The organism is Micromonospora sp. NPDC047521, from assembly GCF_055587305.1.
Genome location: NZ_JBVJGN010000001.1, coordinates 528,130 through 548,772, shown reverse-complemented (window position 1 = coordinate 548,772; position 20,643 = coordinate 528,130). Strand labels below are relative to the sequence as shown.

Below are 20,643 nucleotides of genomic sequence, written 5' to 3'. Positions count from 1 at the left end.
GGGGCTGTCAGGTCGGCCGTCGACCGGTCACCAGATTGGCGACGGCCTCGGGGCCGGAGCCGACCCGCCGGCACTCGTTGCCGAAGAGCATGAACACGGTGGAGTCCTCGTCGATCGCGAGGATGGCGTGGCCGCCGCCGGCGTCGCCGATGGGGTAGAGCTCACCCCGGGCCGGGCAGCCGAGACGGCGGAACCAGTCCCGGCGGCCCTCGCCGTTACGGGGGTCCAGCTCGAAGGCGACCGAGGCGACGTCGCGTCCGAGGCCACGGATCCGGGGCACGTCGAGCCCGCCAAACTCGGCCAGGAAGGCGGCTGCCGCCGGGTGTAGATGGAAGTCGCTGCCGTCGGCCAGTTCCTGTGCCCACTCGCGGAGGTCGATCCGGCGGCCTGGCTGCCAGCCGGCCGTGGTGAGGTGCGCGACGACGTCAGGCGTCCAGTCGTGTGCCTCGGCCATCACATCGCCCTTCTCAGGTCCAGCTCGTCGAACAGCGGTTCACAACTATCACATGGCGGTACGTAACGCCCGTGGGTGCGGCTGCCTTCCGGACCGATCTGGGCCGAGCCGACCGATGCTCCCCGGAAGTCCTCAAGGGTGAGTCCGTCGCGGACGATCCCGTCCTCGATGGCGCGGGGCAGGGCGCAGTGTCCGTGCCAGTCGGCGCGGGGGTCCGCGCGATCGATCACGTCCCGTACGTCCGGATCGTGGACCGGGTAGGGGGTGTCCGAGCTGCTGGCGGTGTATTCACGGCCGTCGGCGGTCACGACGGACTCGGACACACCCTCCTCCCGGCCCTCCCGCTGACGGCGGTCGGCGTTCTCGGCGGCGAGCTCCCGGGCTCGTTCGTCCCGTTCCGCCGGGGTCATGTCACGGTCCCGACCCGGTGAACCCGGACCGCCCGGGCCTCCGGGGCCGCCCGGACCGCCGGGACCGCCGGCGTTCGGCGGGAAGTCGAAGAAGTCGTTCGCGGGGCTGGCGATGCCGCGACCTCCGCGACCGCCGCCGCGGCGGTCTCCCCGGCCGCCGCCACCTCGGCCCTTCCTACCCACTGAGGATCATCTCCAGGGCCATGCCGACCAACTGGTCGATGATCAGCTCAGTGATCACCTTGAAGATCGGTATCTCGAGCAGGGAGGCGCCCGCGGTGACGACCGCGGTGGCGATGGCCTGGGCGACCTGGAAGGCGAGAAGGGCCAGCTGCACGATCACATTGATCTTCAGCGCCAGCACGATCCCGGCACAGACGATCATCGCCAGGCCCAGGATCCGCGCACCCTGCCCGGCGTTCTCCAGGTTGCCGGCCGGTGACTTCTCCGCGGCCCAGGCGGCCCGGAAGGCGTCGATCGCCGCGCCGGCGTTGCTCTGCCACAGGTTGGCGGCGGCGGTCGACGCGGCGGTGACCGGACCATCGACCTCGTCGGCCAACCGCAGCCACTGCTGGCCGAGCTCGAACATCCGCTCCTCATCGGCCTCCGGCCAGGAGAAGCCCAGCCAGCCGAGCACCTCCACCAGTTCGCCGGGGAGTTGGAGGCCCATCGCTCACGCCCTCCCGGTGCCGCTGTCGAGAGCCCGTCCCAGGGCGAGCAGGGACTGGGTGTTCGTCTCCTCGACCCGCTCGTACGCCTCGGCCATCCCGCGCAGCCGCTCGGCGTACTCCGCGAGGGTGTCGGTGTTGGCCTCGAAGCAGTCGACGGCCAACTCGAAGGCGCCGCCGAAGCACTCGCTGATGAGGAAGCCCAGGTCGTCGCCGCCCCACACCTCGCCGAGCGTCGGGAGTTGGCTGCTCACCTGTTGGACCAGCGCGTCCATCCGTTCCACGGCGGAGTCGAGCTCACCGCCGGTCTGGCGCAGCAGGTCCGGGTCCACGTCCAGCGGCTTCACGAGCGTCGCATCCGGTCGAGGACGTCGTTGACGGTCTCGGAGAACGTCGCCATCTGCCGAAGGCTCTCGGACTGGATCCGTTCGATCCGTTGCCCGAGGGCGTCGAGGTCGACCTGGGGTACGTCGTCCGGCACCTCCGGCTGCGCGGCGGTCCGCGCCTCGGCCACCGCCGCGTTCACCGCCTGTCGTACGCCGTCGGCCACATCGGTCAGCGGGAGTCGCAGCACCCGGGGGTCCAGGGTGAGCTCGGACAGGCTGCCGTCCCCGTTCGCGACGACGCGTACCAGACCGTCGAGGGCCTCGCCCACCGCCTCGACGACGTCCGGCGGGGTCTCGGCTGCGGCTCGGCTGGCCCGGCGGGTCGAGGCCAGCGCCGCACGTGTCTGCTGGAGGAGCTGGTCGAACTCCGCCGTGCCGAGGCCGGGCCCACCCAGCCGCCGAACCCGTAAGCTCTCGTCTTCCACGACCAGACCTCCCCGACGCCGAGGTGGTCGATGGTATCGATGAGGCTCAACCCATGTGTGCCCGTTTCGCGCCGACCGGGAAGGGCAGTCGGTAGGGTCGGGGGGTGGAAGCGTTCGGGGTTCTGGCGGAACGGGTTGTCGAGGCGTTGTTGGAGAGCCGGCCGGGGGTCGCCACCGCCGCCGGCGACCATCGGTACGACGATCGGCTACCGGACCTGTCCGCCGACGCGCTCGCCGCCGACCGGGCGATGCTCTCCGACGCGGCGAACGCGCTGTCCGAGTTGGATCCCGACTCGCTCGACGTCGACGAGCAGATCGACCACGCGCTGCTCACCTCGTTCGTCGACCGGGAGCTGTTCGAGCTGACCGAGATCCGCTCCCACGAGTGGAACCCGCTACGGCACAACCCCGGGCCGCTGCTGCATCCGCTGCTGGCCCGCCCGTACGCCCCGGCCGAGGTGCGGCTGACCCAGCTGGCCGGCCGGCTCGCCGCCGTACCCGACGCCCTCGCCACGGCCCGCGCGACCCTGCGGGACATGCCGCGGATCCACGCCGAGACGGCGGTCGGGCAGTTCACCGGCACGGCCGCGCTGATCCGCGACGAGCTGCCGGGGCTGATCGCCCAGGCGCCGGGCAGCCTCGACCGGGTGGAGCCGGCGGCCACCGCCGCGATCGCGGCGCTTGAGGAGTTCGTCGCCTGGCTGCGCGCCGGCCTCGCCTCCGACGCCGGACCGGGCCGCGACCCACGGCTGGGCCGTCGCCGCTGGGAGGCCCGGCTCTGGCACACCCTCGACACCGAGCTGGGCGCCGCCGAGATCCAACGCCGCGCCTGGGCCAACCTGGACCGGGTCACCGAGGAGATCCGAGCGGCGGCGGTCGAGCTGGTCGGTGGCCGGGCCGACGACGAGGCGGTACGCCGGGCGCTCGACGTGCTCGCCGCCGAACACCCCGACGACGCGACGATCGTCGAGCTGGCCGGCGTCACCCTCGACGAGGCGACCGACTTCGTCCGCCTCCACGACCTCGTCAGCCTCGTCGACGACAGGTGCGTCATCCAGGAGATGCCGGAGTTCGCCAGGGGCGTCGCCGTGGCGTACTGCGACTCGCCGGGTCCGCTGGAGACCGCGAACGTCCCCACCTTCTACTGCATCGCCCCCACGCCGTCGGACTGGCCGGCGCAGCGGGTCGAGTCGTTCTACCGCGAATACAACGACCACATGATCCGCAACCTGACCGTGCACGAGGCGATGCCCGGGCACTTCCTCCAGCTCGCCCACGCCCGCCGCTACGTCGGTGGTACGCGGGTGCGGGCGCTTGCCGAGTCCGGCCCGTTCATCGAGGGCTGGGCGGTGTACGCCGAGGAGCTGATGGCCGGGTTGGGCTTCGGCGGGCTGCCGGTGCGGTTGCAGCAGCTCAAGATGCAGCTGCGGATGACCATCAATGCGCTGCTCGACCAGCTGGTGCACGCCGAGGATCTGCCCGAGGCCGAGGCGATGGCGCTGATGACCGGGCGCGGCTTCCAGGAGGAGGGCGAGGCGGCCGGCAAGTGGCGCCGGGCGTTGCTCACCTCCACGCAGCTGTCCACCTACTTCGTCGGGTACAGCGAGGTGGCCGAGATCGCCGCCGCCCGCCCGGACGGCGTGTCGACGCGCGAGTGGCACGACGCGATGCTCGCCCACGACTGCCCGCCCCCGCGCCACCTGCGCACCCTGCTGGGGGTCTAGGAGACCTCCGCGCCGGTCACGCGCCACCCGGGCGGCGGTCCACCACGTTCGCGCCCGCGGGCGGGTCGAACGCGTCCTGCGGGACCGTCTCGGAGTAGCGGCTCAACGCCAGTTCCATCGGCTTGCCGTCGACCGGCCCGGTGAAGCTGCCCAGCACACCCTCGGTGGTCACGCAGGCGGTGAAGTCGCCGTCCGACCGTTGCACCTCGACGCAGGTGGCGTGCCGCCCGGCGATTGTGGTGTCGGTCTGCTTGATGACCGCCTGCGGGTCGAGCGCGGCGGCGGTCAGCAGCCCCACCACCACCGGTGGGGTGGCCAGGCCCTGCTGGTTGGCCTCGGTGAACAGCGACACGGTGGACTTGCCGGCGGGTGTGGGAGGTGCGACGAGCGTGCATTCGGTGCGAGGGCCGGTGCCCGTGCACCTGGTGACCGCCTCCGGGGTGACGGTGAGCCGCCCACCCGGGTAGGTGTACGACGAGCGGGCCGGGTCCTGTGCCTGCACGATCGCTGCGCTTCGGCCCCCGGGGAGCTGGTAGTCGGCCGAGTAGGTCAACTCCAGTGCCCGGTCGAGGCGGGTGGCGAGGTCGTTGACGAGTTCGGAGCGTTCCAGGGCGACTCCGGCGTCCTCGAATGTCTGACAGCCGGTGACCGTGAGCGACGCGATGACCGACACGGCGAGCATGCGGAGGGTGGTCGAGGCGGCGGGCATGACGACCAGCCTGGTGGATCCGGTCCGCGCAGCGCAAACCAGTTGCCGGTTGACGCCCGGAAATCCGGGAATGTCCGTCAGCGCGGGGCGGCTCGGGTGCGCGGGCGACGCCGTGCCCTTTCCCGTGGCCCGATACGCTGCGTTCAACACCTGCCTCAGCCGCACCGTCGCGGCCCACCCACGGACCGGATCACAACAACGAGGAGCGACTCAGTGGCAACCATCGAGGGAATCGTCGCCCGGGAGATTCTCGACTCGCGGGGCAACCCCACGGTCGAGGTCGAGGTCGGCCTGGACGACGGCACGGTGGCCCGCGCCGCGGTGCCCTCCGGCGCCTCCACCGGCGCGTTCGAGGCGATCGAGCTGCGCGACGGTGACGCCGACCGCTACCAGGGCAAGGGCGTGGAGAAGGCGGTCTCCAACGTCGAAGACAAGATCGTCGACCAGATCATCGGGTACGAGGCCAGCGAGCAGCGGCTCATCGACCAGAAGATGCTCGACATCGACGGCACCGACAGCAAGTCGGAGCTGGGCGCGAACGCGATCCTGGGGGTCTCCCTGGCGGTGGCGAAGGCCGCCGCCGGCAGCGCCGAGCTGAGCCTCTTCCGCTACCTGGGCGGCCCGAACGCGCACCTGCTGCCGGTGCCGATGATGAACATCCTCAACGGTGGCGCGCACGCCGACTCGAACGTCGACATCCAGGAATTCATGATCGCGCCGATCGGCGCGCCCACGTTCCGTGAGGCGCTGCGTTCGGGCGCGGAGGTCTACCACGCGCTGAAGTCGGTGCTGAAGAAGAAGGGCCTGTCGACGGGGCTCGGCGACGAGGGTGGCTTCGCGCCGAACCTGCCGACGAACGCCGCCGCCCTGGACCTGATCGCCGAGGCGGTCGAGAAGGCCGGTTACCGGCTCGGCACCGACATCGTGTTCGCGCTCGACGTGGCGGCGACGGAGTTCTTCGAGAACGGCACGTACACGTTCGAGGGCGCCGGCAAGTCCGCCGAGGAGATGAGCACCTACTACACCAAGCTCGCCGACGAGTACCCGATCGTGTCGATCGAGGACCCGCTGGCCGAGGACGACTGGAGCGGTTGGCAGACGCTGACCGCCTCGATCGGCGACCGGGTGCAGATCGTCGGCGACGACCTGTTCGTGACCAACCCGCAGCGCATCGCCCGCGGCATCGCGGAGAAGGCGGCTAACGCCGTCCTCGTCAAGGTCAACCAGATCGGTTCGCTCACCGAGACCCTGGACGCGGTGGACCTGGCCCACCGGGCCGGCTTCAAGTGCATGATGAGCCACCGTTCCGGCGAGACCGAGGACACCACCATCGCCGACCTGGCGGTGGCCACCGGCTGCGGTCAGATCAAGACCGGCGCGCCGGCCCGCTCGGACCGGGTGGCCAAGTACAACCAGCTGCTCCGGATCGAGGAGGAGCTGGCCGACGCGGCGCGCTACGCCGGCGCCGGCGCCTTCCCGCGCTACCGTTCGGCCTGAGACGTGGTCGGGAAGCCCCACCGCGGGGCTTCCCGGCAATCTCCGTAACGCATGAAGCCTCGGGGGAGGGGTGTGACGATGCAGCAGCGGCGCACACCGGGTGGTCAGCGTCCCGCCCGCCGGCCGGGTCAGTCCGGCCGGCCGGGCGGCGGCCGGGGCACCCGTGGGTCGGTCCGCGAGACAGGTGTACGCGCCGAACCGCGGGGCACGGCCGGCCGGGCGCCGGGCGCGGCCCGGGGCGCCGACGGCGTGCGCTCGGCGAACCGGCCGGCCGCCGCTCGGCGTACCGCCGCCGGTGGGGCCGTCAAGCGGCTCGCCGCACCCCATCCCCGTCGCTTCACCGGTCGGGCAACAGTGCTCTTCGCGGTGCTCATCGCGCTCGCCCTCGCGTACACCTATCCGGTGCGCGTCTACCTGGACCAGCAGGCCGACATCGAGCGGATGGAGGCCGCGCAGGCGGTGCAGGAGGAGGAGATCGCCAAGCTCGCCGCCGAGGCAGCGAAGTGGAAGGACGAGGCGTTCATCGAGACCAAGGCCCGGGAACGGTTCTTCATGGGCCGACCGGGCGAGAAGATGATGGTTGTCCTGCACGATCCGGAGGGCGCCGCCCGCGACGCCGGGAAGTCGGCTGGTCCGGCCGCCCCGGCGGGGCCGGTCACCTGGTACGACACGCTGTGGTCGAGTGTGCAGGCGGCGGACAGCCAGCAGCCCGGCAAGTGACCGACCGACAAGCTTCAGGAGAGATGGGCACCGTGACTGTCGTACCACCGTCGGAGCCGGCGGCGGATTCCGTACCTCCGCCGAAGCGGGAACCGGCCACGGAGGCCGACCTGGCCGCGGTGGCCGCGCAGCTCGGCCGCCCGCCCCGGGGCACCCGGGCGGTGGCGCACCGTTGCCCGTGCGGCCTGCCGGACGTGGTGGAGACGACGCCGCGCCTCGCCGACGGCACCCCGTTTCCGACGCTGTACTACCTGACCTGCCCCCGGGCCACCGCCGCGTGCAGCCGGCTGGAGTCGGCGGGGCTGATGAAGGAGATGGCGGACCGGCTGACGACGGATCCGGAACTGGCCGCCCACTACCGGGCGGCACACGAGGACTACCTCACCCGCCGGGAGGCGATCGGTGAGGTGCCGGAGATCGCCGGCATCTCCGCCGGCGGTATGCCGGGTCGGGTGAAGTGCCTGCACGTGCACCTGGGGCACGCGTTGGGCGCCGGGCCGGGTGTGAACCCGTTCGGCGACGAGACGCTGGACCTGGTCGAGCCCTGGTGGGCGGCCGGTCCGTGCGTGGACGTGCCTCCCGCCGGATGACAGCTTCTGTCGAGGGTCAGATCCTGGTGCGGCGGGCCCGCACCGGCGACGTGCGGGGCATCCGGCGGCTGGTCGACACGTACACCGACGACAGGCGTCTGCTCAGCAAGGCCACCGTCACGCTGTACGAGGACGTGCAGGAGTTCCGGGTGGCGGTGCGCGCCGAGGACGGCGTGGTGGTGGGCTGTGGCGCGCTGCACGTGATGTGGGAGGACCTGGCCGAGATCCGTACGGTGGCGGTGGATCCGTCCTGCCGGGGCCGGCGGATCGGTCACCGGCTGGTGGGCGAGCTGATCGACGCGGCCCGGGAGCTGGGCGTGGCGCGGATCTTCGTGCTCACCTTCGAGACGCGGTTCTTCGGCTCGTTCGGCTTCCGGGAGATCGACGGCGCTCCGGTGCCGCAGCCGGTGTACGAGCAGTTGCTGCGCTCGTACGACGAGGGTGTCGCGGAGTTCCTGGATCTGGAGCGGGTCAAACCGAACACGCTTGGCAACACCCGGATGCTGCTGCGCCTGTAGGTCAGGCCCGGCGGGGGTGGGCGGCGAAGAACTCCCACATCAGGTCGGTGGCGGACAGGCCGGCGGCGGGCGCGGCGAGCTGACCGGAGGTCGCCCCGGGCCAGCTGTGGCCCATGTCGGTGATGGTGTAGACGTCGACCTGGCTGCCGTCCGCGCAGCCCGCCACGGTCCGGGTGACCCGTGGCGCCCCGGAGGCCTTCGGGCCGGGCCGGCAGGTGAGCCGCTGCTGCCAGGTGCGGACGCCGGTCTGGAAGATCGAGGCGTACCTGTCCTGCCCGCCGATGAAGGTGATCACGGAGACCGGGTTCTTCGGCACGTACGACTCGGCGGTGGTCAGGGAACCGCTGTAACCGCCGCTGACCACGCCGATCGCGGCGAACCGGCCCGCACCCTCCACCGCCGCCCGGAAGCTCATGTCGCCGCCGTTGGAGATGCCGGTGAGGAAGACCCGGTTCGGGTCGGCACGCCACGTTTGCACCAGGTGGTCGGTGAGGGCGTTGAGGAAGCCGACGTCGTCCTGCGTGCCGCAGCAGACCAGCGCGTTGAAGCCGCCACCCACGCCGTCGGGGTAGGCGACGAGCACGTTGTCCTTGTCGGCCCTGGCGTCGAGGCCGGCCAGTTCGCGCATCGCGGCGCCGGTACCGGGATAGAAGTGCAGCGCGATGACGAGGGCTGACGACCGGTTCGGGTCGTACCCGGGCGGGGCGTGCAGCAGGTAGGTGCGGTCCTGCCCGTTGTGCTTGAGGGTGAGCAGGTGGTCGCCCGGCGCCGGGCTCTGGGCCGGTGCGGCGGATGTCGCTGGCGGGGCCGACGAGGGTTGCCCCCGCTCACCACAGGCTGCGACGAGCACGATGAGGCAGAGCCCCGTCAACACCGCCTTCGTACGCCGCACGCCGGCCACCCCCCGTCGACCCCGCCATCCACACTGGAGGTGTCGCACACGCGGATCAACCCTTTCGGTCCAGGGCGAAGGGAGGCAGGCTGTTTCCATGCTTCGCCTCCAGCTCGGGCCGGCGGACCTGTGCCGGGTGCGGTTCGCCGCTCGGTTGCACCCGGTGGGCACGGCCCTGCTGGCCGGCCAGTGGCTGCGTGATCCGACGGTCGCGGCGATGGCGCCGGCGCTCGCCGAGCGGGCGGCGGCCGTCGAGCGTACGGGTGGGGCCCAGGCGGCCACCGCCGTCCTGCGGCACCTGCTGCCCGACCGGGGGCGAATGCCTGACTTCGTCACCCCCTTCGGCGGGCTGGAGTCGGTGGAGGCCGGTGTGGAGGCCATCCGGGCCACCCCGGCGTGGCGGGTCCGCGCCGAGGTCATCGAGGCGTACGCCGACACGACCGTCACCCCGCTGCGGCGACGGTTCGCGGCGGCGGATCCGGAGGTGCTGGAGCTGTTCGGCGGGGCGGTGCGCACCTGGTTCGACGCGGTCCTCGCACCGCAGTGGGCCGATCTGGTGTCCGCGTACCGCCAGCAGGTGACCTGCGCCAGCGAGCGGCTGGCGCGGCACGGCGTGGCCGGGCTGTTCGCGGGCCTGCATCCGGCGATCCGGTGGCGGGAGCCGGTGCTCGAGGTGCGGACCTGGTGGAGTGGGGACCTGAGCGGCACCGGCCACGGTGTGATGCTGCTGCCGTCCCCGTTGGCCGGGCCCCGTCCCCGCGTGCTTGTCGAGCCGGGTCACCCGGTCCTGCTCGTCTACCCGGTGCCGATGCCGCCGCGCGGCGGCTCGCCGGCGGACGACGCCCTCGGCCGGCTGCTGGGTGCGACCCGGGCGTCGGTGCTGCGGCGGCTCGCCGACGAGGGCGGCCTGACCACCACGGCGCTGTCCCGGGCCGTGGGGGTCAGCCTGTCGTCGGCCTCGGAGCACGCCACCGCGCTGCGGGCGGCCGGTCTGATCGCCAGCGAACGGGTCGGCGGGGCCGTCCGGCACCACCTGACCACGCTTGGCGCGCAGGTGCTGGGAGGTCCGGTGCACGGCCGTGCGGGGCGTGGCCTGCCGTAAGGTTGCTGCCGTGACGACGCGTGTGGCGGCCATCGACTGCGGGACCAACTCGATCCGACTGCTGGTGGCCGATCTGCCCGAGGCGTCGGCCGGCTCCCAGGCGCCGTTGACCGACCTGACCCGGCGGATGGAGATCGTCCGGCTGGGGCAGGGTGTGGACCGGACGGGCCGGCTCGCGCCGGAGGCGATCGAACGGACGCGGGTGGCGCTGGCGTCGTACGCCGCCGATATCGAGAAGTTGGGCGCCGAGCGGGTGCGGATGTGTGCCACCTCCGCCTCCCGGGACGCGACGAACGCGGCGGACTTCACCGACATGGTGCGGGCCACCCTCGGGGTCGCGCCCGAGGTGGTCACCGGCGACGAGGAGGCCCGGCTGTCGTTCACCGGCGCGGTGCGCGGGTTGCCGGCCGACGCGAAGGAGCCGTTCCTGGTCGTCGACATCGGCGGTGGGTCGACCGAGTTCGTGGTGGGCGACCGGGCCGCCGGGGTGCGGGCGGCGATCTCGGTGGACATCGGCTGTGTCCGGATGACCGAGCGTCACCTGGCGGGTGACCCGCCGACGCCCGAGCAGGTCGCGGCCGCGCAGGCCGACATCGCGGCCGCCGTGGACCGGGCGCTCGCGGTGGTGCCCGGCCGGGAGGCCGCCACGCTTGTCGGCCTCGCCGGGTCGGTCACGACAGTGGTCGCCATCGCGCAGGGCCTCCAGGAGTACGACCCGGAGCGCATCCACCACGCCCGGGTGTCGTACGAGGCGGTGGCCGGGGTGACCGACGATCTGCTGGCTCGGACCAGCGCGCAGCGGTTGGAGATCCCGGTGATGCACCCGGGTCGGGCCGACGTGATCGGCGCCGGCGCGCTGGTTCTCCGCGTGATCATGGAGCGGGCCGGGATGCCGTCGGTGGTCGCCTCGGAGCACGACATCCTCGACGGCATCGCCTGGAGCCTCCGGTAGGCCCCGCGCCGCCCTGATCGACGTGGATCCCGTGTGTCGGGGCCGGATCGTTGACGGTATTTCGCATTGCACAGTAGTGTGCACTGCGTGGACACCACACAGTTGCTGAAGGGCGTGCTCGACCTCGCCGTCCTCGCCGTGCTCCGGGAGGAGGACGGCTACGGCTACGACATCCTGCGCCGGCTCCGCGAGGCAGGGCTGGAGGAGGTCGGCGACGCCTCGGTCTACGGCACGCTGCGCCGCCTCTTCGCCGCCGGCCTGCTCACCACGTACGTCGTGCCGAGCGAATCCGGGCCGCACCGCAAGTACTACGCACTCAACGCCGCGGGGCGCGACCAGTTGACCCGCTCCGGCAAGCTCTGGCGCTCGTTCGCCACCACAATGGACAGTCTGCTCGACGATCGGGGGATGGCGGCATGACCGTCACGGAGCAGGAAATCACCGACTACGTGGCGCGGGTCCGGGCCGCCCTGGCCGACCTGCCGCCCACCCAGCGCGACGAGCTGACCGAGGATCTGGCCGACCATCTCGCCGAGTTCGCCGCCGAGACCGACGGCGCCCTCGTCGAGCGGTTGGGCGAGCCCGAGACGTACGCCGCCGAGCTGCGCGCCGCGGCCGGCGCCGCGCCGGACGGCGGCCGCAACCTCGACCGGCAGGTCGCCGCCCTGGTGGTCCGGGTCCGCACCCGGCTGCGCGCGGTCGACCTTCGGGTCGGCCCCCTCCTCGGGTACGAGAACGCGAGCGAATTCCTGCGGCTGCTGCGCCCCGGTTGGTGGGTGCTGCGCGCCTACCTGGCGGCGATGCTGATCACCGTGATGAGCACCGGCGGCGACTTCGGTCTGCTGCCCCGGTTCGGCGGCGAGCTGCTGGCCGGCCTGATCATGCTGGTCGGTCTCGTGCTCGCCTCGATCTGGCTCGGCCGCCGTTCCGAACGGCTGACCCGGTGGCCACGCTGGGCGATGCACGCCGGCAGCCTGGTGCTCGTTCTCTTCGCGCTCGCCGCGCTGGCGAACGCGGAGGACCGGCTCGGCTACACCGACTACTACTACGACCAGACCTCGGTCGACAGTCAGTACAGCCAGATCCGGGACGTCTTCGTCTACGACAGCGAGGGTCGCCTGGTGGAGAACGCCCGGCTGTTCGACCAGAACGGCAACCCGATCCGCCTGGGCTACCCGGACTGCTCCAGCCCTGTCGACGAGTACGGCAATCCGCTGCTGCGCCCATACCCGTACTGCGTCGACCAGGCGCCCTTCGGCCACCGTGCGCCGGGCGCGGTAGTCCCGACACCCACCGGCACACCGGAGCTCACCTCGACGCCGTCGACGAACCCGACGGCGACCACCACGCCCCCGGCGACGCCGGCTACGCCTCCGACGCCGACCCCGACGAGCTGACCGACCATGTGAACTGGATCATGTGGGGAAAGCTGGGAAATAGCTGAACGGACGAGGCGAGCGGGACGGCACCGTAAATCAATGATCGTTACGGTGTCGTCTGCTCATCAACCCCTCGGAAGGAACCCCCGTGCCAGAGCAGGTCGCACCGCCCTCCGCCCCCGACTCGGCGCCGCAGCAGCCGACCGACCAGACGCCGCAGCAGCCGACCGACGAGACGGCGAAGCCCGCCGTCGAGACGCCGACGCCCCCGCCGGTCGAGCAGGAGGCGAAGAAGTCAGGTGCGAAGAAGGCGCTCGGGATCATCGGCGCGATCGTCGTGTTCCTCGTCATCGCCGGCCTGAAGTTCGGTATCGGCTCGGCCATCGGCAACTTCCTGAACAAGGACGAGACGGCCGACGCCAAGGCCGGTGACTGCATCGCGGAGCTTCCCGAGGTGACCGGCACCAAGGAGGAGGAGGTCGACGGCGCCAAGGTCGTCTCCTGCACCTCCACGGAGGCGGCGTACAACGTGGTCGGCCGGGTGGACGGGCAGACCGAGGCGCAGGCCAAGGCGCCCACCTCGTGTGAGCAGTTCCTCAAGGAGGGCGACGAGGGCTACGTCTTCTACAACATCGAGCCGGGCAAGACGGGCTACGTGCTCTGCCTGACCAAGAAGGCCTGACGAAACATCGGCGCGGACGACGGCGGCGGGGAAAGATCCTCGCCGCCGTCGTCGTACCCAAAGTCACCGGCCGTCGAACAGGAGGTGAATGCCACTGTTCGCGCGTCTTCCCGACGGCCCCCACGGCGTGGCAGGCTACCGGCACGTAGGACCACTGGGCGACCAGCCAACGATGACTGACCGCTAGGAGGACGGCCGATGGGCGAGATGGTGCGCTACCGCAGCAACGGGGGCACGAGCGAGGGGTATCTCGCGATACCCGCCAGCGGCACGGCCAGTCCCGCGGTCATCGTCATCCAGGAATGGTGGGGCCTGGTGCCGCACATCCGCTCGGTGGCGGACCGGTTCGCCGAGGCCGGCTTCGTGGCGCTCGCCCCGGACTTCTACAAGGGTGAGACGACAAGCGAGCCGGACGAGGCGCAGCGGCTGCTGATGGCCATGCGGATGGACGAGGCCGCGAAGGACATCGCCGGCGCGGCCGACTACCTCGCCGGACGGCCCGAGGTCACCGGCAAGGTCGGTGCCGTCGGCTTCTGCGCCGGTGGCAGCCTGGCCCTGTGGTCGGCCACCATCTCCGAGCGGATCGTCGCCGCCGCGGGCTTCTACCCGGTGCTGCCGTGGGAGTCGATGCGCCCCGAATGGGCCGACTACGCCGGCAAGGCCGCCGTCATCCACTGCTCCGAAGAGGACGGCACCTCCACCGCCGAGGGCGTACAGACCGCCCGCCGGGCCATCGAGGAGGCCGGTGGCACCTGCCACCTCTACGACTACCCGGGCACCTCGCACGCGTTCTTCAACGACGACCGGCCGGAGGCGTTCGACCAGCGTGCCGCCGCCAGCGCCTGGGCCCGGACCCTGGAACTCTTCCGGGCCAAGCTTGGCTGAGTCGCGTACCCCCGAGCAGGTGGTCGCCCGCGCAGCGCGGGCGACCGACCTGGCCGACCTCGACGCGGCGGTGAGCGACTGCTTCGCCTGCCCCCGGCTCGTCCAGTGGCGGGAGGAGGTGGCGCGTACCCGCCGTGCCTCCTTCCGCGACCAGGAGTACTGGGGTCGTCCGGTCCCGGGCTTCGGCACCGCCGACGCGCGGATCGCCATCCTCGGACTGGCGCCCGCCGCGCACGGCGGAAACCGCACCGGCCGGATCTTCACAGGTGACCGCTCGGGCGACGTGCTGTTCGCCGCGCTGCACCGTGCCGGGCTCGCCAACCAGCCGACGAGCGTCGCCGCCGACGACGGGTTGGCCCTGCGCGACCTGCGGATCTTCTCGGCCGTCCGGTGCGCGCCGCCGGACAACAAGCCCACGCCTGACGAACGGGACACCTGCGCACCCTGGCTGCACCGCGAGGTCACGCTGATCCGGCCCACCCTGCGCGTCGTGGTCGCGCTCGGCGCGTTCGCGTGGGCCGCGTGGTGGCCGGTGCTGCGCCAGGTGTACGGGCAGCGCCCGCCCAGCCCGCGACCGGCGTTCGGCCATGGGGCACACTGGTCCGGAACGGACGCACCGGAGCTGCTCGGCTGCTACCACGTCAGCCAGCAGAACACCTTCACCGGGCGGCTGACACCAGAGATGCTGGACGATGTCTTCGGCCGGGCCAAGCAGTTGGCCGGAGTGGACTGAGAACGCGTGGGGCGGTGGCAATGACTGACAGTACGCGCCCGCCCACGCCGTACCCGGTTGCCGAGCAAGGGGTGCTGCGTCCGGCTGTCGGCCTGCTGCGTCGCTGGTGGCCGGTCGGCGTGATCGCCCTCCTGCTCGCCGGGGCCGCGCTGGCCTCCGGAAACTCGTCGATCGGGGCCAGCCGGATCCCACCTGTGGAACAGGTGCCGTGGGTTCCGGAGTACCCGACGGCCGAGCCGCCACCGTCGATCCCGGTGGAGCCGCGCGACGCCGGAGAGGCCACCCAGGCGCAGATCCCGCAGTGGATCGCGACGGTGGCGATGGTGCTGCTCGGGTTGGCCATCCTCGCCGCGCTCAGCTACCTGGGCTGGATCCTGCTGCGCGGTCTGCGGCGTCGTCGGGCGACCCGCGCGCTGCCCGCGCAACGGTCCCGGCGTACGGCCGAGGGCACCGCCCGCGAGGTCGTCGCCGCTCTCGACGCGGGTCTGGTGGACCTCGACGACCAGGCCACCGACCCGCGGGTCGCGGTGATCGCCTGCTGGGTGCGTCTGGAGGAGGCAGCCGCCACGGCCGGTGTTCCCAGGCGTACCGGCGACACCCCCACCGACCTGGTCAGCCGTCTGCTGCGCGGCGACCCGGACGCGGGCGTGCCGGCGATCGTCAGCGCCGACGTGCTGGCCGAGTTGGCTTACGTCTACCGGGAGGCCCGGTACGCCACCCGCCCGGTCGACGAACGCACCCGCGACCAGGCCCGCGCCGCGCTGCGCCGGTTGCGCGGCGAACTGACGCCGGTGGTGGGTTCATGAGCAGCACCAGCATCGACGACCTGCTCGCCTTCGAGGAGGAGGCGACGCCGGCCGGCCCGCAGGAGCGCGGCTCCCGGGCCCGCCCGGTGCTGCGTGCGCTCGCGGTGGCCGCCGCCGTGGTCGCGGTGCTGCTCGTCGGCCTCCGCGCCGTAGGGCTCCAGGTCTCGCTTCCCGTGCTGGTCGCCGGGGTGCTCGCCGTGCTGGCGGTCCGCCGGGTCACCGCCCTGCTCGCGCCGCCACCCCCGCCGCCACCCGCCGGCCGGATGGCCACCGGCGAGGAGGACGGCAGCTACCGCTGGACCTCCCGGGACGCGCTGCGCGCCGCGATCAACGGCTGGGAACGGCCCCTGGACTGGGCGTCCGGCAACCGCGAGCGGTTCACCGAACGGATCCTGCCCCGCCTCGGCGAGCTGGCCGACGAGCGGCTGCGCCAGCGGCACGGCCTCACCCGCGACTCCGATCCGACCCGCGCCCGGGCGCTGCTCGGTGACCAGCTCTGGAGCTTCCTCGCCACCCCCTCCCGCCGCCCCCCGTCGCCGCGCGACGTCGCGGCGATCGTCGCCGAACTGGAGAAGATCTGATGAACGACGTGGACCGGACCATGCCCGCCGCCGAGGTCGGCCACCTGGCGCGGGCGGTGCTGGACGCGGTCGGCACCGTCGTGGTCGGCAAGCGGGACGCGTTGGAGCTGGTCCTCGCCGGCATCCTGGCCGGTGGGCACGTGCTCCTGGAGGACCTGCCGGGTCTCGGCAAGACGCTCACCGCGCGTTCCTTCGCCCAGGCGCTCGGGCTGGACTTCCGCCGCCTCCAGTTCACCCCGGACCTGCTGCCCGCCGACGTCACAGGTTCGTTCCTGTACGACCAGCGCAACGGCGACTTCACCTTCCGGGCCGGGCCGGTCTTCACCAACCTGCTCCTCGCCGACGAGATCAACCGGACGCCGCCGAAGACGCAGTCCGCGCTGCTGGAGGCCATGCAGGAGAAGCAGGTCTCGGTGGAGGGGGTGACGTACAAGCTGGACGAGCCGTTCCACGTCCTGGCGACCGCCAACCCCATCGAGTACGAGGGCACGTACCCGCTGCCCGAGGCGCAGCTGGACCGTTTCCTGCTGCGGGTCTCCTTCGGCTACCCGGAGGGTGACGAGGAGTGGGAGGTGCTGCGTCGCCGGATGAGCCGCCGCCGCGAGGAGGCCGACATCAAGCCTGTGGTCGACGCGGCCACCCTGCGCACGATGCAGGCCGCCCTGGAGGACGTGGTGGTGGAGGACTCCATCGGCAGGTACATCGTGGCCCTCACCGCGGCCACCCGGGAGCACCCGTCGGTGCTGGTCGGGGCGTCTCCCCGTGGATCGCTGGCGTTGCTGCTGCTGGCCCGGGTCCGCGCGGTGTTCGGCGGCCGGGACTACGTCGTGCCGGAGGACGTCAAGGAGGTGGCGGCGCCGGCGCTCGCGCACCGGATCACGCTGCGCCCGGAGATGTGGCTGCGCCGCGTCGACCCGGCGTTCGTGGTAGGCGAGGTGCTGGACGCCACGCCCGCGCCGGCCAGCGGCGCGCTGCCGAGCTACGCCGCCGGCGGGCCCCGGCGCTGATGACCGGATCGACGGTGCCGCACGCTGCCGAGCCGGAACCGGCCGCCGGCTGGGCGCCCACCCGGGCGCTCGGCCGGGCGGTGCTGCTCGCCGGTCTGCTGCTGGTGGCGGGGGTGCTGCTGGGGCGGGTCGACCTGATCGTGCTGGCCGCTCCGTTCGCGCTGGGCACCGCGTACGCGCTGCGCCGCCGACCCACCGCGCTGCCGCAGGTCTGGATCAACCCCGGGGACGACGGGCCGCTGGTCGAGGGCGGCGACGTGGCGGCGGCGGTGAGCGTCGGCAACCCGGACACTGTCGACTACGACCTGGTGGTGGTGCGGTCCCGGGTGTCGCAGTGGCTGCGGATCGACCGGGCCGGCTTCGCCGGGTCCGTCGACGACGCGCCGGCGGCCGATGCCACGGCGGCGGCGGGCGGCGCCGCTCGGTCCGCCGCGGACCGGCCGTTCGTGACGTCGGTGCCCACCGGGGCGGCCGTCGACCTGGAACTCGCCGGCCGGGCCCTGCGCTGGGGCCGGCATCCGGTCGGCCCGGCCGGAGCCCGGGTCGCCACGGCGGGCGGCCTGCTGGTCTCCCGCGCGGTGATCACCGAGCCGGTCGGGGTGCGGGTCTACCCTCGCACCGAGCCGTTCGAGGCGGTGGAGGCGATGCCCCGCGCCGCCGGCCTGGTCGGGGCGCACCACTCCCGCCGGCCCGGCGAGGGCGGTGAGCTGGCCGGCGTACGGATCTTCGCTCCCGGTGACCGGCTGCGTCGCATCGACTGGCGGGTGTCGCTGCGCGCCCGGCAACTGCACGTGGCGGCCACCCTCTCCGACCGGGACGCCGAGGTGGTGGTGCTGCTCGACGTGCTCGCCGAGGCCGGCCGATCCGGTGGGGTGGGCGGTGCCGCCTCGGTGCTGGACACGACCGTGCGGGCCACCGCCGCGATCGCCGAGCACTACCTGCACCGTGGCGACCGGGTGTCGTTGCTGGAGTACGGGCCTGGGGCGCGACGGTTGCGCCCCGCCGCCGGTCGCCGGCAGTACCTGACGGTGCTGGAGTGGCTGCTCGACGTCCGCGCCGACTCCTCCCCGCACGAGCCGTACGACCAGGTGTTCGGCCCGCAGCTGCTCTCCTCGGACGCGCTGGTGGTGGTGCTCACGCCGTTGCTGGACGAGCGTTCGGCGCAGATGTTGGCCCGGCTGGCCCGCGCCGGGCGGTTCGTGGTGGCTGTCGACACGCTGCCGACCGACCTGGCGCCGCCGAAGGACAGGGGCTGGGCGGAGGTGGCGTACCGGCTGTGGCGACTGGACCGGGAGACCATGATCGGCCAGTTGCGGGAGCACGGTGTCCCGGTGGTGCGGTGGGCCGGCGCCGGCAGCCTGGACCAGGTGTTGCGTGACGTGGCGCGGCTGGCCACGGCTCCGAGGGTGGGTGGCCGGTGAACGCCGTCGCCGACCGGGTCCGGGCGGCCCAGGCCGCTTTCGGCCGGATCAGTCTCGTACCGCTGCTGGTTCGCGGCGGGATCTTCGTCACAGTGCTGGCCGGGTTCGCCCTGGCGTTCCCCGCCGAGGTGCTGCCCGGCCGGCCGTTGCTCTTCCTGACGGTGGCCGCTCTGCTGCCGGCGGTGGGGCCCCGCCGTATCTGGTCGACCTTCGCGGCGCTGGTCACGGTGGGTGGCTGGCTGCTCGCCACCGACGGGTACGGCCGGCCGGTGGCGCTGTGGCGGCTGCTGGCAATCGCCGCGCTGCTCTACCTGGGGCACACCCTGTGCGCGCTTGCCGCGCTGCTGCCGTACGACGCCGTGGTCGACCCGGATCTGGTCGTCCGTTGGCTGCTGCGGGCGGGCGCGGTGCTGCTGGGTTCCGCTGTGCTCGCGGTACTGCTGGTGCAGGTGGGGGGCCTGGGCGGCGAGACCGGCCACCAGTGGGTAACCGTGCTCGGACTGCTTGTCGCGGTGGGCACGTCCGCGTTGCTCGGCTGGCTGCTGCGCCGCAGGTAGTCCTGTGGGGCGGCAGGGTTACGCAGGTCACAGGGGTTGTGCTCCGTCACAGATGGGGGGCGCGAGCGGGATTACCTGAGCAGGCCGGGGAAAGATAGATGACGTGAATCCGAAGCGGATCCTTGTGGTGGGTGCCGGGCACGTCGGTCTTTACGCCGCCCTGCGCCTGTCGAAGAAGCTCAGCTCCCGTGAGGCTGAGGTCATCGTCGTGGACCCCCAGCCGCACATGACCTACCAGCCGTTCCTGCCCGAGGCTGCGGCGGGCAACATCTCCCCGCGGCACTCCGTGGTGCCGCTGCGGCGGGAGTTGCGCCGGTGCAAGGTGGTGGCCGGCACGGTCACCCGCATCGAGCACGAACGCAAGGTGGCCACCGTGCAGCCGATCATCGGCCCGGCCCGGGAGATCGCGTACGACCACGTGATCGTGGCGCCGGGCTCGGTGTCCCGGACGCTGCCGATCCCCGGCCTGCACGAGCAGGGCATCGGGTTCAAGACCATCGGCGAGGCGATCTACCTCCGCAACCACGTCCTGGACCGGCTGGACGTCGCCGCCGTCACCCCGGACCCGGACGTCCGCCGCTCGGCGCTGACCTTCACCTTCGTCGGTGGTGGGTACGCCGGCATCGAGGCGCTCGCCGAGATGGAGGACATGGCCCGCGACGCGCTGCGCTACTACCCGGAGCTGAAGCCGGAGGACATGCGCTGGGTGCTCGTCGAGGCGACCCAGCGGGTGCTGCCCGAGGTGGACCGGGACATGGGCGCCTACACGGTGCAGCAGTTGCTCAAGCGGAACATGGACATCCGGCTGGACACCCGGCTGGAGTCCTGCGTCGACGGCGTGGTCAAGCTGTCCGACGGTGACAGCTTCCGCTCGGACACGATCGTCTGGACCGCAGGCGTGAAGCCGTCGCCGATGCTCGACGCCACGGACTTCCCGCGTGACGAGCGCCGGCGGGTCACCTGCATCCCCACCCTCCAGGTGGTCGACGGTGACCGGGTGATCGAGGGTGCGTGGAGTGCGGGCGACTGTGCCGCGGTGCCCGACCTCACGAAGGAGCCGGGCAACTTCTGCTCGCCGAGCGCCCAGCACGCGGTGCGCCAGGCGGCGCGGATGGCCGACAACATCGCGAACGTGATCCGGGGTCGCGAGCCGGTCAACTACAAGCACAAGCACGTCGGCAGCGTGGCGAGCCTCGGCCTGCACAAGGGCGTCGCCCAGGTGTACGGCATCAAGATGACCGGCTGGCCGGCGTGGTTCATGCACCGTACGTACCACATGAGCCGGATCCCGTCGTTCAACCGCAAGGTCCGGGTCGTGGTCGACTGGTCGCTGGCGTTCTTCCTCAAGCGTGAGGTGGTCGCCCTGGGCCAGCTGCACGACCCGCGCGAGGAGTTCGTCGAGGCCTCCCAGCCGGTAGGCGCCCCCCGCGTCTGACCCTCCCGTACCCGTCATCCGCGCCGATCTTGCACTTTCGTTCGCCGTTATGCCCCTTCAGTAGGGGTTTGTCGCGGCAGAAAGTGCAAGATCGGCGGAGTTTGGGTGGG

General features: G+C 72.3%; 25 protein-coding genes. 18 read left to right on the top strand and 7 right to left on the bottom strand.

Features of this window, described 5'->3' with window-relative positions; translation table 11 throughout:
- Positions 1-7: 7 nt before the first annotated feature.
- The 5 genes from ACZ6N8_RS02595 to ACZ6N8_RS02575 form a co-directional block, all read right to left on the bottom strand.
- Positions 8-454: an SUKH-3 domain-containing protein gene (locus ACZ6N8_RS02595; protein ID WP_466007014.1), complete on the bottom strand. Its 447-nt coding sequence runs from the start codon at positions 452-454 to the stop codon at positions 8-10.
- A complete protein-coding gene (locus tag ACZ6N8_RS02590; RefSeq protein WP_466007013.1) occupies positions 454-864 on the bottom strand; it encodes a hypothetical protein in 411 nt (136 codons plus the stop codon). The genes ACZ6N8_RS02595 and ACZ6N8_RS02590 overlap by 1 nt, the downstream gene beginning before the upstream one ends.
- 175 nt (positions 865-1,039) lie before the next feature.
- Entirely contained in the window at positions 1,040-1,534 is a 495-nt protein-coding gene (locus tag ACZ6N8_RS02585) for a WXG100-like domain-containing protein (RefSeq protein WP_466007012.1), read from the bottom strand.
- Positions 1,535-1,537: 3 nt separating this feature from the next.
- A complete protein-coding gene (locus tag ACZ6N8_RS02580; protein ID WP_466007011.1) occupies positions 1,538-1,879 on the bottom strand; it encodes a WXG100 family type VII secretion target in 342 nt (113 codons plus the stop codon).
- Positions 1,876-2,343, bottom strand: a complete 468-nt coding sequence (locus tag ACZ6N8_RS02575) for a YbaB/EbfC family nucleoid-associated protein (RefSeq protein WP_466007010.1) — start codon at positions 2,341-2,343, stop codon at positions 1,876-1,878. The genes ACZ6N8_RS02580 and ACZ6N8_RS02575 overlap by 4 nt, the downstream gene beginning before the upstream one ends.
- A 104-nt stretch (positions 2,344-2,447) precedes the next feature.
- Here ACZ6N8_RS02575 and ACZ6N8_RS02570 point away from each other — a divergent pair, with 104 nt between their 5' ends.
- Positions 2,448-4,067 (top strand): DUF885 domain-containing protein, encoded by a 1,620-nt coding sequence (locus ACZ6N8_RS02570; RefSeq protein WP_466007009.1) that lies wholly within the window; start codon positions 2,448-2,450, stop codon positions 4,065-4,067.
- Positions 4,068-4,083: 16 nt separating this feature from the next.
- On the opposite strand, the gene ACZ6N8_RS02565 is transcribed toward ACZ6N8_RS02570, so the two are convergent.
- Complete coding sequence (locus ACZ6N8_RS02565) at positions 4,084-4,776, bottom strand: hypothetical protein (protein ID WP_466007008.1); 693 nt, start codon at positions 4,774-4,776, stop codon at positions 4,084-4,086.
- 213 nt (positions 4,777-4,989) lie between these two features.
- On the opposite strand from ACZ6N8_RS02565, the gene eno reads away from it, so the two are divergent.
- The 4 genes from eno (at position 4,990) to ACZ6N8_RS02545 (ending at position 8,101) form a co-directional block, all read left to right on the top strand.
- Positions 4,990-6,273, top strand: coding sequence for a phosphopyruvate hydratase (gene eno / locus ACZ6N8_RS02560; protein WP_364367985.1), 1,284 nt, complete (start codon positions 4,990-4,992; stop codon positions 6,271-6,273).
- A gap of 78 nt (positions 6,274-6,351) precedes the next feature.
- Positions 6,352-6,993 (top strand): FtsB family cell division protein, encoded by a 642-nt coding sequence (locus ACZ6N8_RS02555; protein ID WP_466007007.1) that lies wholly within the window; start codon positions 6,352-6,354, stop codon positions 6,991-6,993.
- Between the two features lie 32 nt (positions 6,994-7,025).
- Positions 7,026-7,583 (top strand): DUF501 domain-containing protein, encoded by a 558-nt coding sequence (locus ACZ6N8_RS02550; protein ID WP_466007006.1) that lies wholly within the window; start codon positions 7,026-7,028, stop codon positions 7,581-7,583.
- Entirely contained in the window at positions 7,580-8,101 is a 522-nt protein-coding gene (locus tag ACZ6N8_RS02545; RefSeq protein ID WP_364367976.1) for an amino-acid N-acetyltransferase, read from the top strand. Before ACZ6N8_RS02550 ends, ACZ6N8_RS02545 begins: the two co-directional genes overlap by 4 nt.
- Before the next feature lies 1 nt (position 8,102).
- Here the strand turns inward: ACZ6N8_RS02545 and ACZ6N8_RS02540 are convergent, their stop codons facing one another.
- Positions 8,103-8,993, bottom strand: a complete 891-nt coding sequence (locus ACZ6N8_RS02540) for a CE1 family esterase (RefSeq protein ID WP_466007005.1) — start codon at positions 8,991-8,993, stop codon at positions 8,103-8,105.
- A gap of 97 nt (positions 8,994-9,090) precedes the next feature.
- On the opposite strand from ACZ6N8_RS02540, the gene ACZ6N8_RS02535 reads away from it, so the two are divergent.
- The 13 genes from ACZ6N8_RS02535 (at position 9,091) to ACZ6N8_RS02475 (ending at position 20,533) form a co-directional block, all read left to right on the top strand.
- Positions 9,091-10,095, top strand: a complete 1,005-nt coding sequence (locus ACZ6N8_RS02535; RefSeq protein ID WP_466007004.1) for an ArsR/SmtB family transcription factor — start codon at positions 9,091-9,093, stop codon at positions 10,093-10,095.
- Between the two features lie 22 nt (positions 10,096-10,117).
- On the top strand, positions 10,118-11,047 hold the full coding sequence (locus ACZ6N8_RS02530) for a Ppx/GppA phosphatase family protein (RefSeq protein ID WP_466007289.1): 930 nt from the start codon (positions 10,118-10,120) through the stop codon (positions 11,045-11,047).
- Between the two features lie 87 nt (positions 11,048-11,134).
- On the top strand, positions 11,135-11,467 hold the full coding sequence (locus tag ACZ6N8_RS02525) for a PadR family transcriptional regulator (RefSeq protein WP_089017691.1): 333 nt from the start codon (positions 11,135-11,137) through the stop codon (positions 11,465-11,467).
- Positions 11,464-12,444 (top strand): HAAS signaling domain-containing protein, encoded by a 981-nt coding sequence (locus ACZ6N8_RS02520; RefSeq protein ID WP_466007003.1) that lies wholly within the window; start codon positions 11,464-11,466, stop codon positions 12,442-12,444. The genes ACZ6N8_RS02525 and ACZ6N8_RS02520 overlap by 4 nt, the downstream gene beginning before the upstream one ends.
- A 130-nt stretch (positions 12,445-12,574) precedes the next feature.
- Entirely contained in the window at positions 12,575-13,108 is a 534-nt protein-coding gene (locus ACZ6N8_RS02515) for an LppU/SCO3897 family protein (RefSeq protein WP_466007002.1), read from the top strand.
- Positions 13,109-13,306: 198 nt separating this feature from the next.
- On the top strand, positions 13,307-13,993 hold the full coding sequence (locus ACZ6N8_RS02510; RefSeq protein ID WP_466007001.1) for a dienelactone hydrolase family protein: 687 nt from the start codon (positions 13,307-13,309) through the stop codon (positions 13,991-13,993).
- On the top strand, positions 13,986-14,726 hold the full coding sequence (locus ACZ6N8_RS02505; protein ID WP_466007000.1) for a uracil-DNA glycosylase: 741 nt from the start codon (positions 13,986-13,988) through the stop codon (positions 14,724-14,726). Before ACZ6N8_RS02510 ends, ACZ6N8_RS02505 begins: the two co-directional genes overlap by 8 nt.
- A gap of 20 nt (positions 14,727-14,746) precedes the next feature.
- On the top strand, positions 14,747-15,532 hold the full coding sequence (locus ACZ6N8_RS02500) for a DUF4129 domain-containing protein (RefSeq protein ID WP_466006999.1): 786 nt from the start codon (positions 14,747-14,749) through the stop codon (positions 15,530-15,532).
- On the top strand, positions 15,529-16,113 hold the full coding sequence (locus ACZ6N8_RS02495) for a hypothetical protein (RefSeq protein WP_466006998.1): 585 nt from the start codon (positions 15,529-15,531) through the stop codon (positions 16,111-16,113). Before ACZ6N8_RS02500 ends, ACZ6N8_RS02495 begins: the two co-directional genes overlap by 4 nt.
- Positions 16,113-17,120: an AAA family ATPase gene (locus ACZ6N8_RS02490; protein ID WP_139584142.1), complete on the top strand. Its 1,008-nt coding sequence runs from the start codon at positions 16,113-16,115 to the stop codon at positions 17,118-17,120. The genes ACZ6N8_RS02495 and ACZ6N8_RS02490 overlap by 1 nt, the downstream gene beginning before the upstream one ends.
- Complete coding sequence (locus tag ACZ6N8_RS02485; RefSeq protein ID WP_466006997.1) at positions 17,120-18,541, top strand: DUF58 domain-containing protein; 1,422 nt, start codon at positions 17,120-17,122, stop codon at positions 18,539-18,541. Before ACZ6N8_RS02490 ends, ACZ6N8_RS02485 begins: the two co-directional genes overlap by 1 nt.
- Positions 18,538-19,098, top strand: coding sequence for a hypothetical protein (locus ACZ6N8_RS02480; protein WP_466006996.1), 561 nt, complete (start codon positions 18,538-18,540; stop codon positions 19,096-19,098). The genes ACZ6N8_RS02485 and ACZ6N8_RS02480 overlap by 4 nt, the downstream gene beginning before the upstream one ends.
- Positions 19,099-19,201: 103 nt before the next feature.
- On the top strand, positions 19,202-20,533 hold the full coding sequence (locus ACZ6N8_RS02475; RefSeq protein ID WP_364367942.1) for an NAD(P)/FAD-dependent oxidoreductase: 1,332 nt from the start codon (positions 19,202-19,204) through the stop codon (positions 20,531-20,533).
- Positions 20,534-20,643: the final 110 nt, after the last annotated feature.

Coding starts and splice junctions, on each gene's coding strand:
- ACZ6N8_RS02565 (WP_466007008.1), bottom strand. CDS start 4,776: ATGCCCGCCGCCTCGACCACCCTCCGCATGCTCGCCGTGTCGGTCATC.
- ACZ6N8_RS02595 (WP_466007014.1), bottom strand. CDS start 454: ATGGCCGAGGCACACGACTGGACGCCTGACGTCGTCGCGCACCTCACC.
- ACZ6N8_RS02545 (WP_364367976.1), top strand. CDS start 7,580: ATGACAGCTTCTGTCGAGGGTCAGATCCTGGTGCGGCGGGCCCGCACC.
- ACZ6N8_RS02555 (WP_466007007.1), top strand. CDS start 6,352: ATGCAGCAGCGGCGCACACCGGGTGGTCAGCGTCCCGCCCGCCGGCCG.
- ACZ6N8_RS02490 (WP_139584142.1), top strand. CDS start 16,113: ATGAACGACGTGGACCGGACCATGCCCGCCGCCGAGGTCGGCCACCTG.
- ACZ6N8_RS02585 (WP_466007012.1), bottom strand. CDS start 1,534: ATGGGCCTCCAACTCCCCGGCGAACTGGTGGAGGTGCTCGGCTGGCTG.
- ACZ6N8_RS02495 (WP_466006998.1), top strand. CDS start 15,529: ATGAGCAGCACCAGCATCGACGACCTGCTCGCCTTCGAGGAGGAGGCG.
- ACZ6N8_RS02535 (WP_466007004.1), top strand. CDS start 9,091: ATGCTTCGCCTCCAGCTCGGGCCGGCGGACCTGTGCCGGGTGCGGTTC.
- ACZ6N8_RS02520 (WP_466007003.1), top strand. CDS start 11,464: ATGACCGTCACGGAGCAGGAAATCACCGACTACGTGGCGCGGGTCCGG.
- ACZ6N8_RS02590 (WP_466007013.1), bottom strand. CDS start 864: ATGACCCCGGCGGAACGGGACGAACGAGCCCGGGAGCTCGCCGCCGAG.
- ACZ6N8_RS02510 (WP_466007001.1), top strand. CDS start 13,307: ATGGGCGAGATGGTGCGCTACCGCAGCAACGGGGGCACGAGCGAGGGG.
- ACZ6N8_RS02485 (WP_466006997.1), top strand. CDS start 17,120: ATGACCGGATCGACGGTGCCGCACGCTGCCGAGCCGGAACCGGCCGCC.
- ACZ6N8_RS02500 (WP_466006999.1), top strand. CDS start 14,747: ATGACTGACAGTACGCGCCCGCCCACGCCGTACCCGGTTGCCGAGCAA.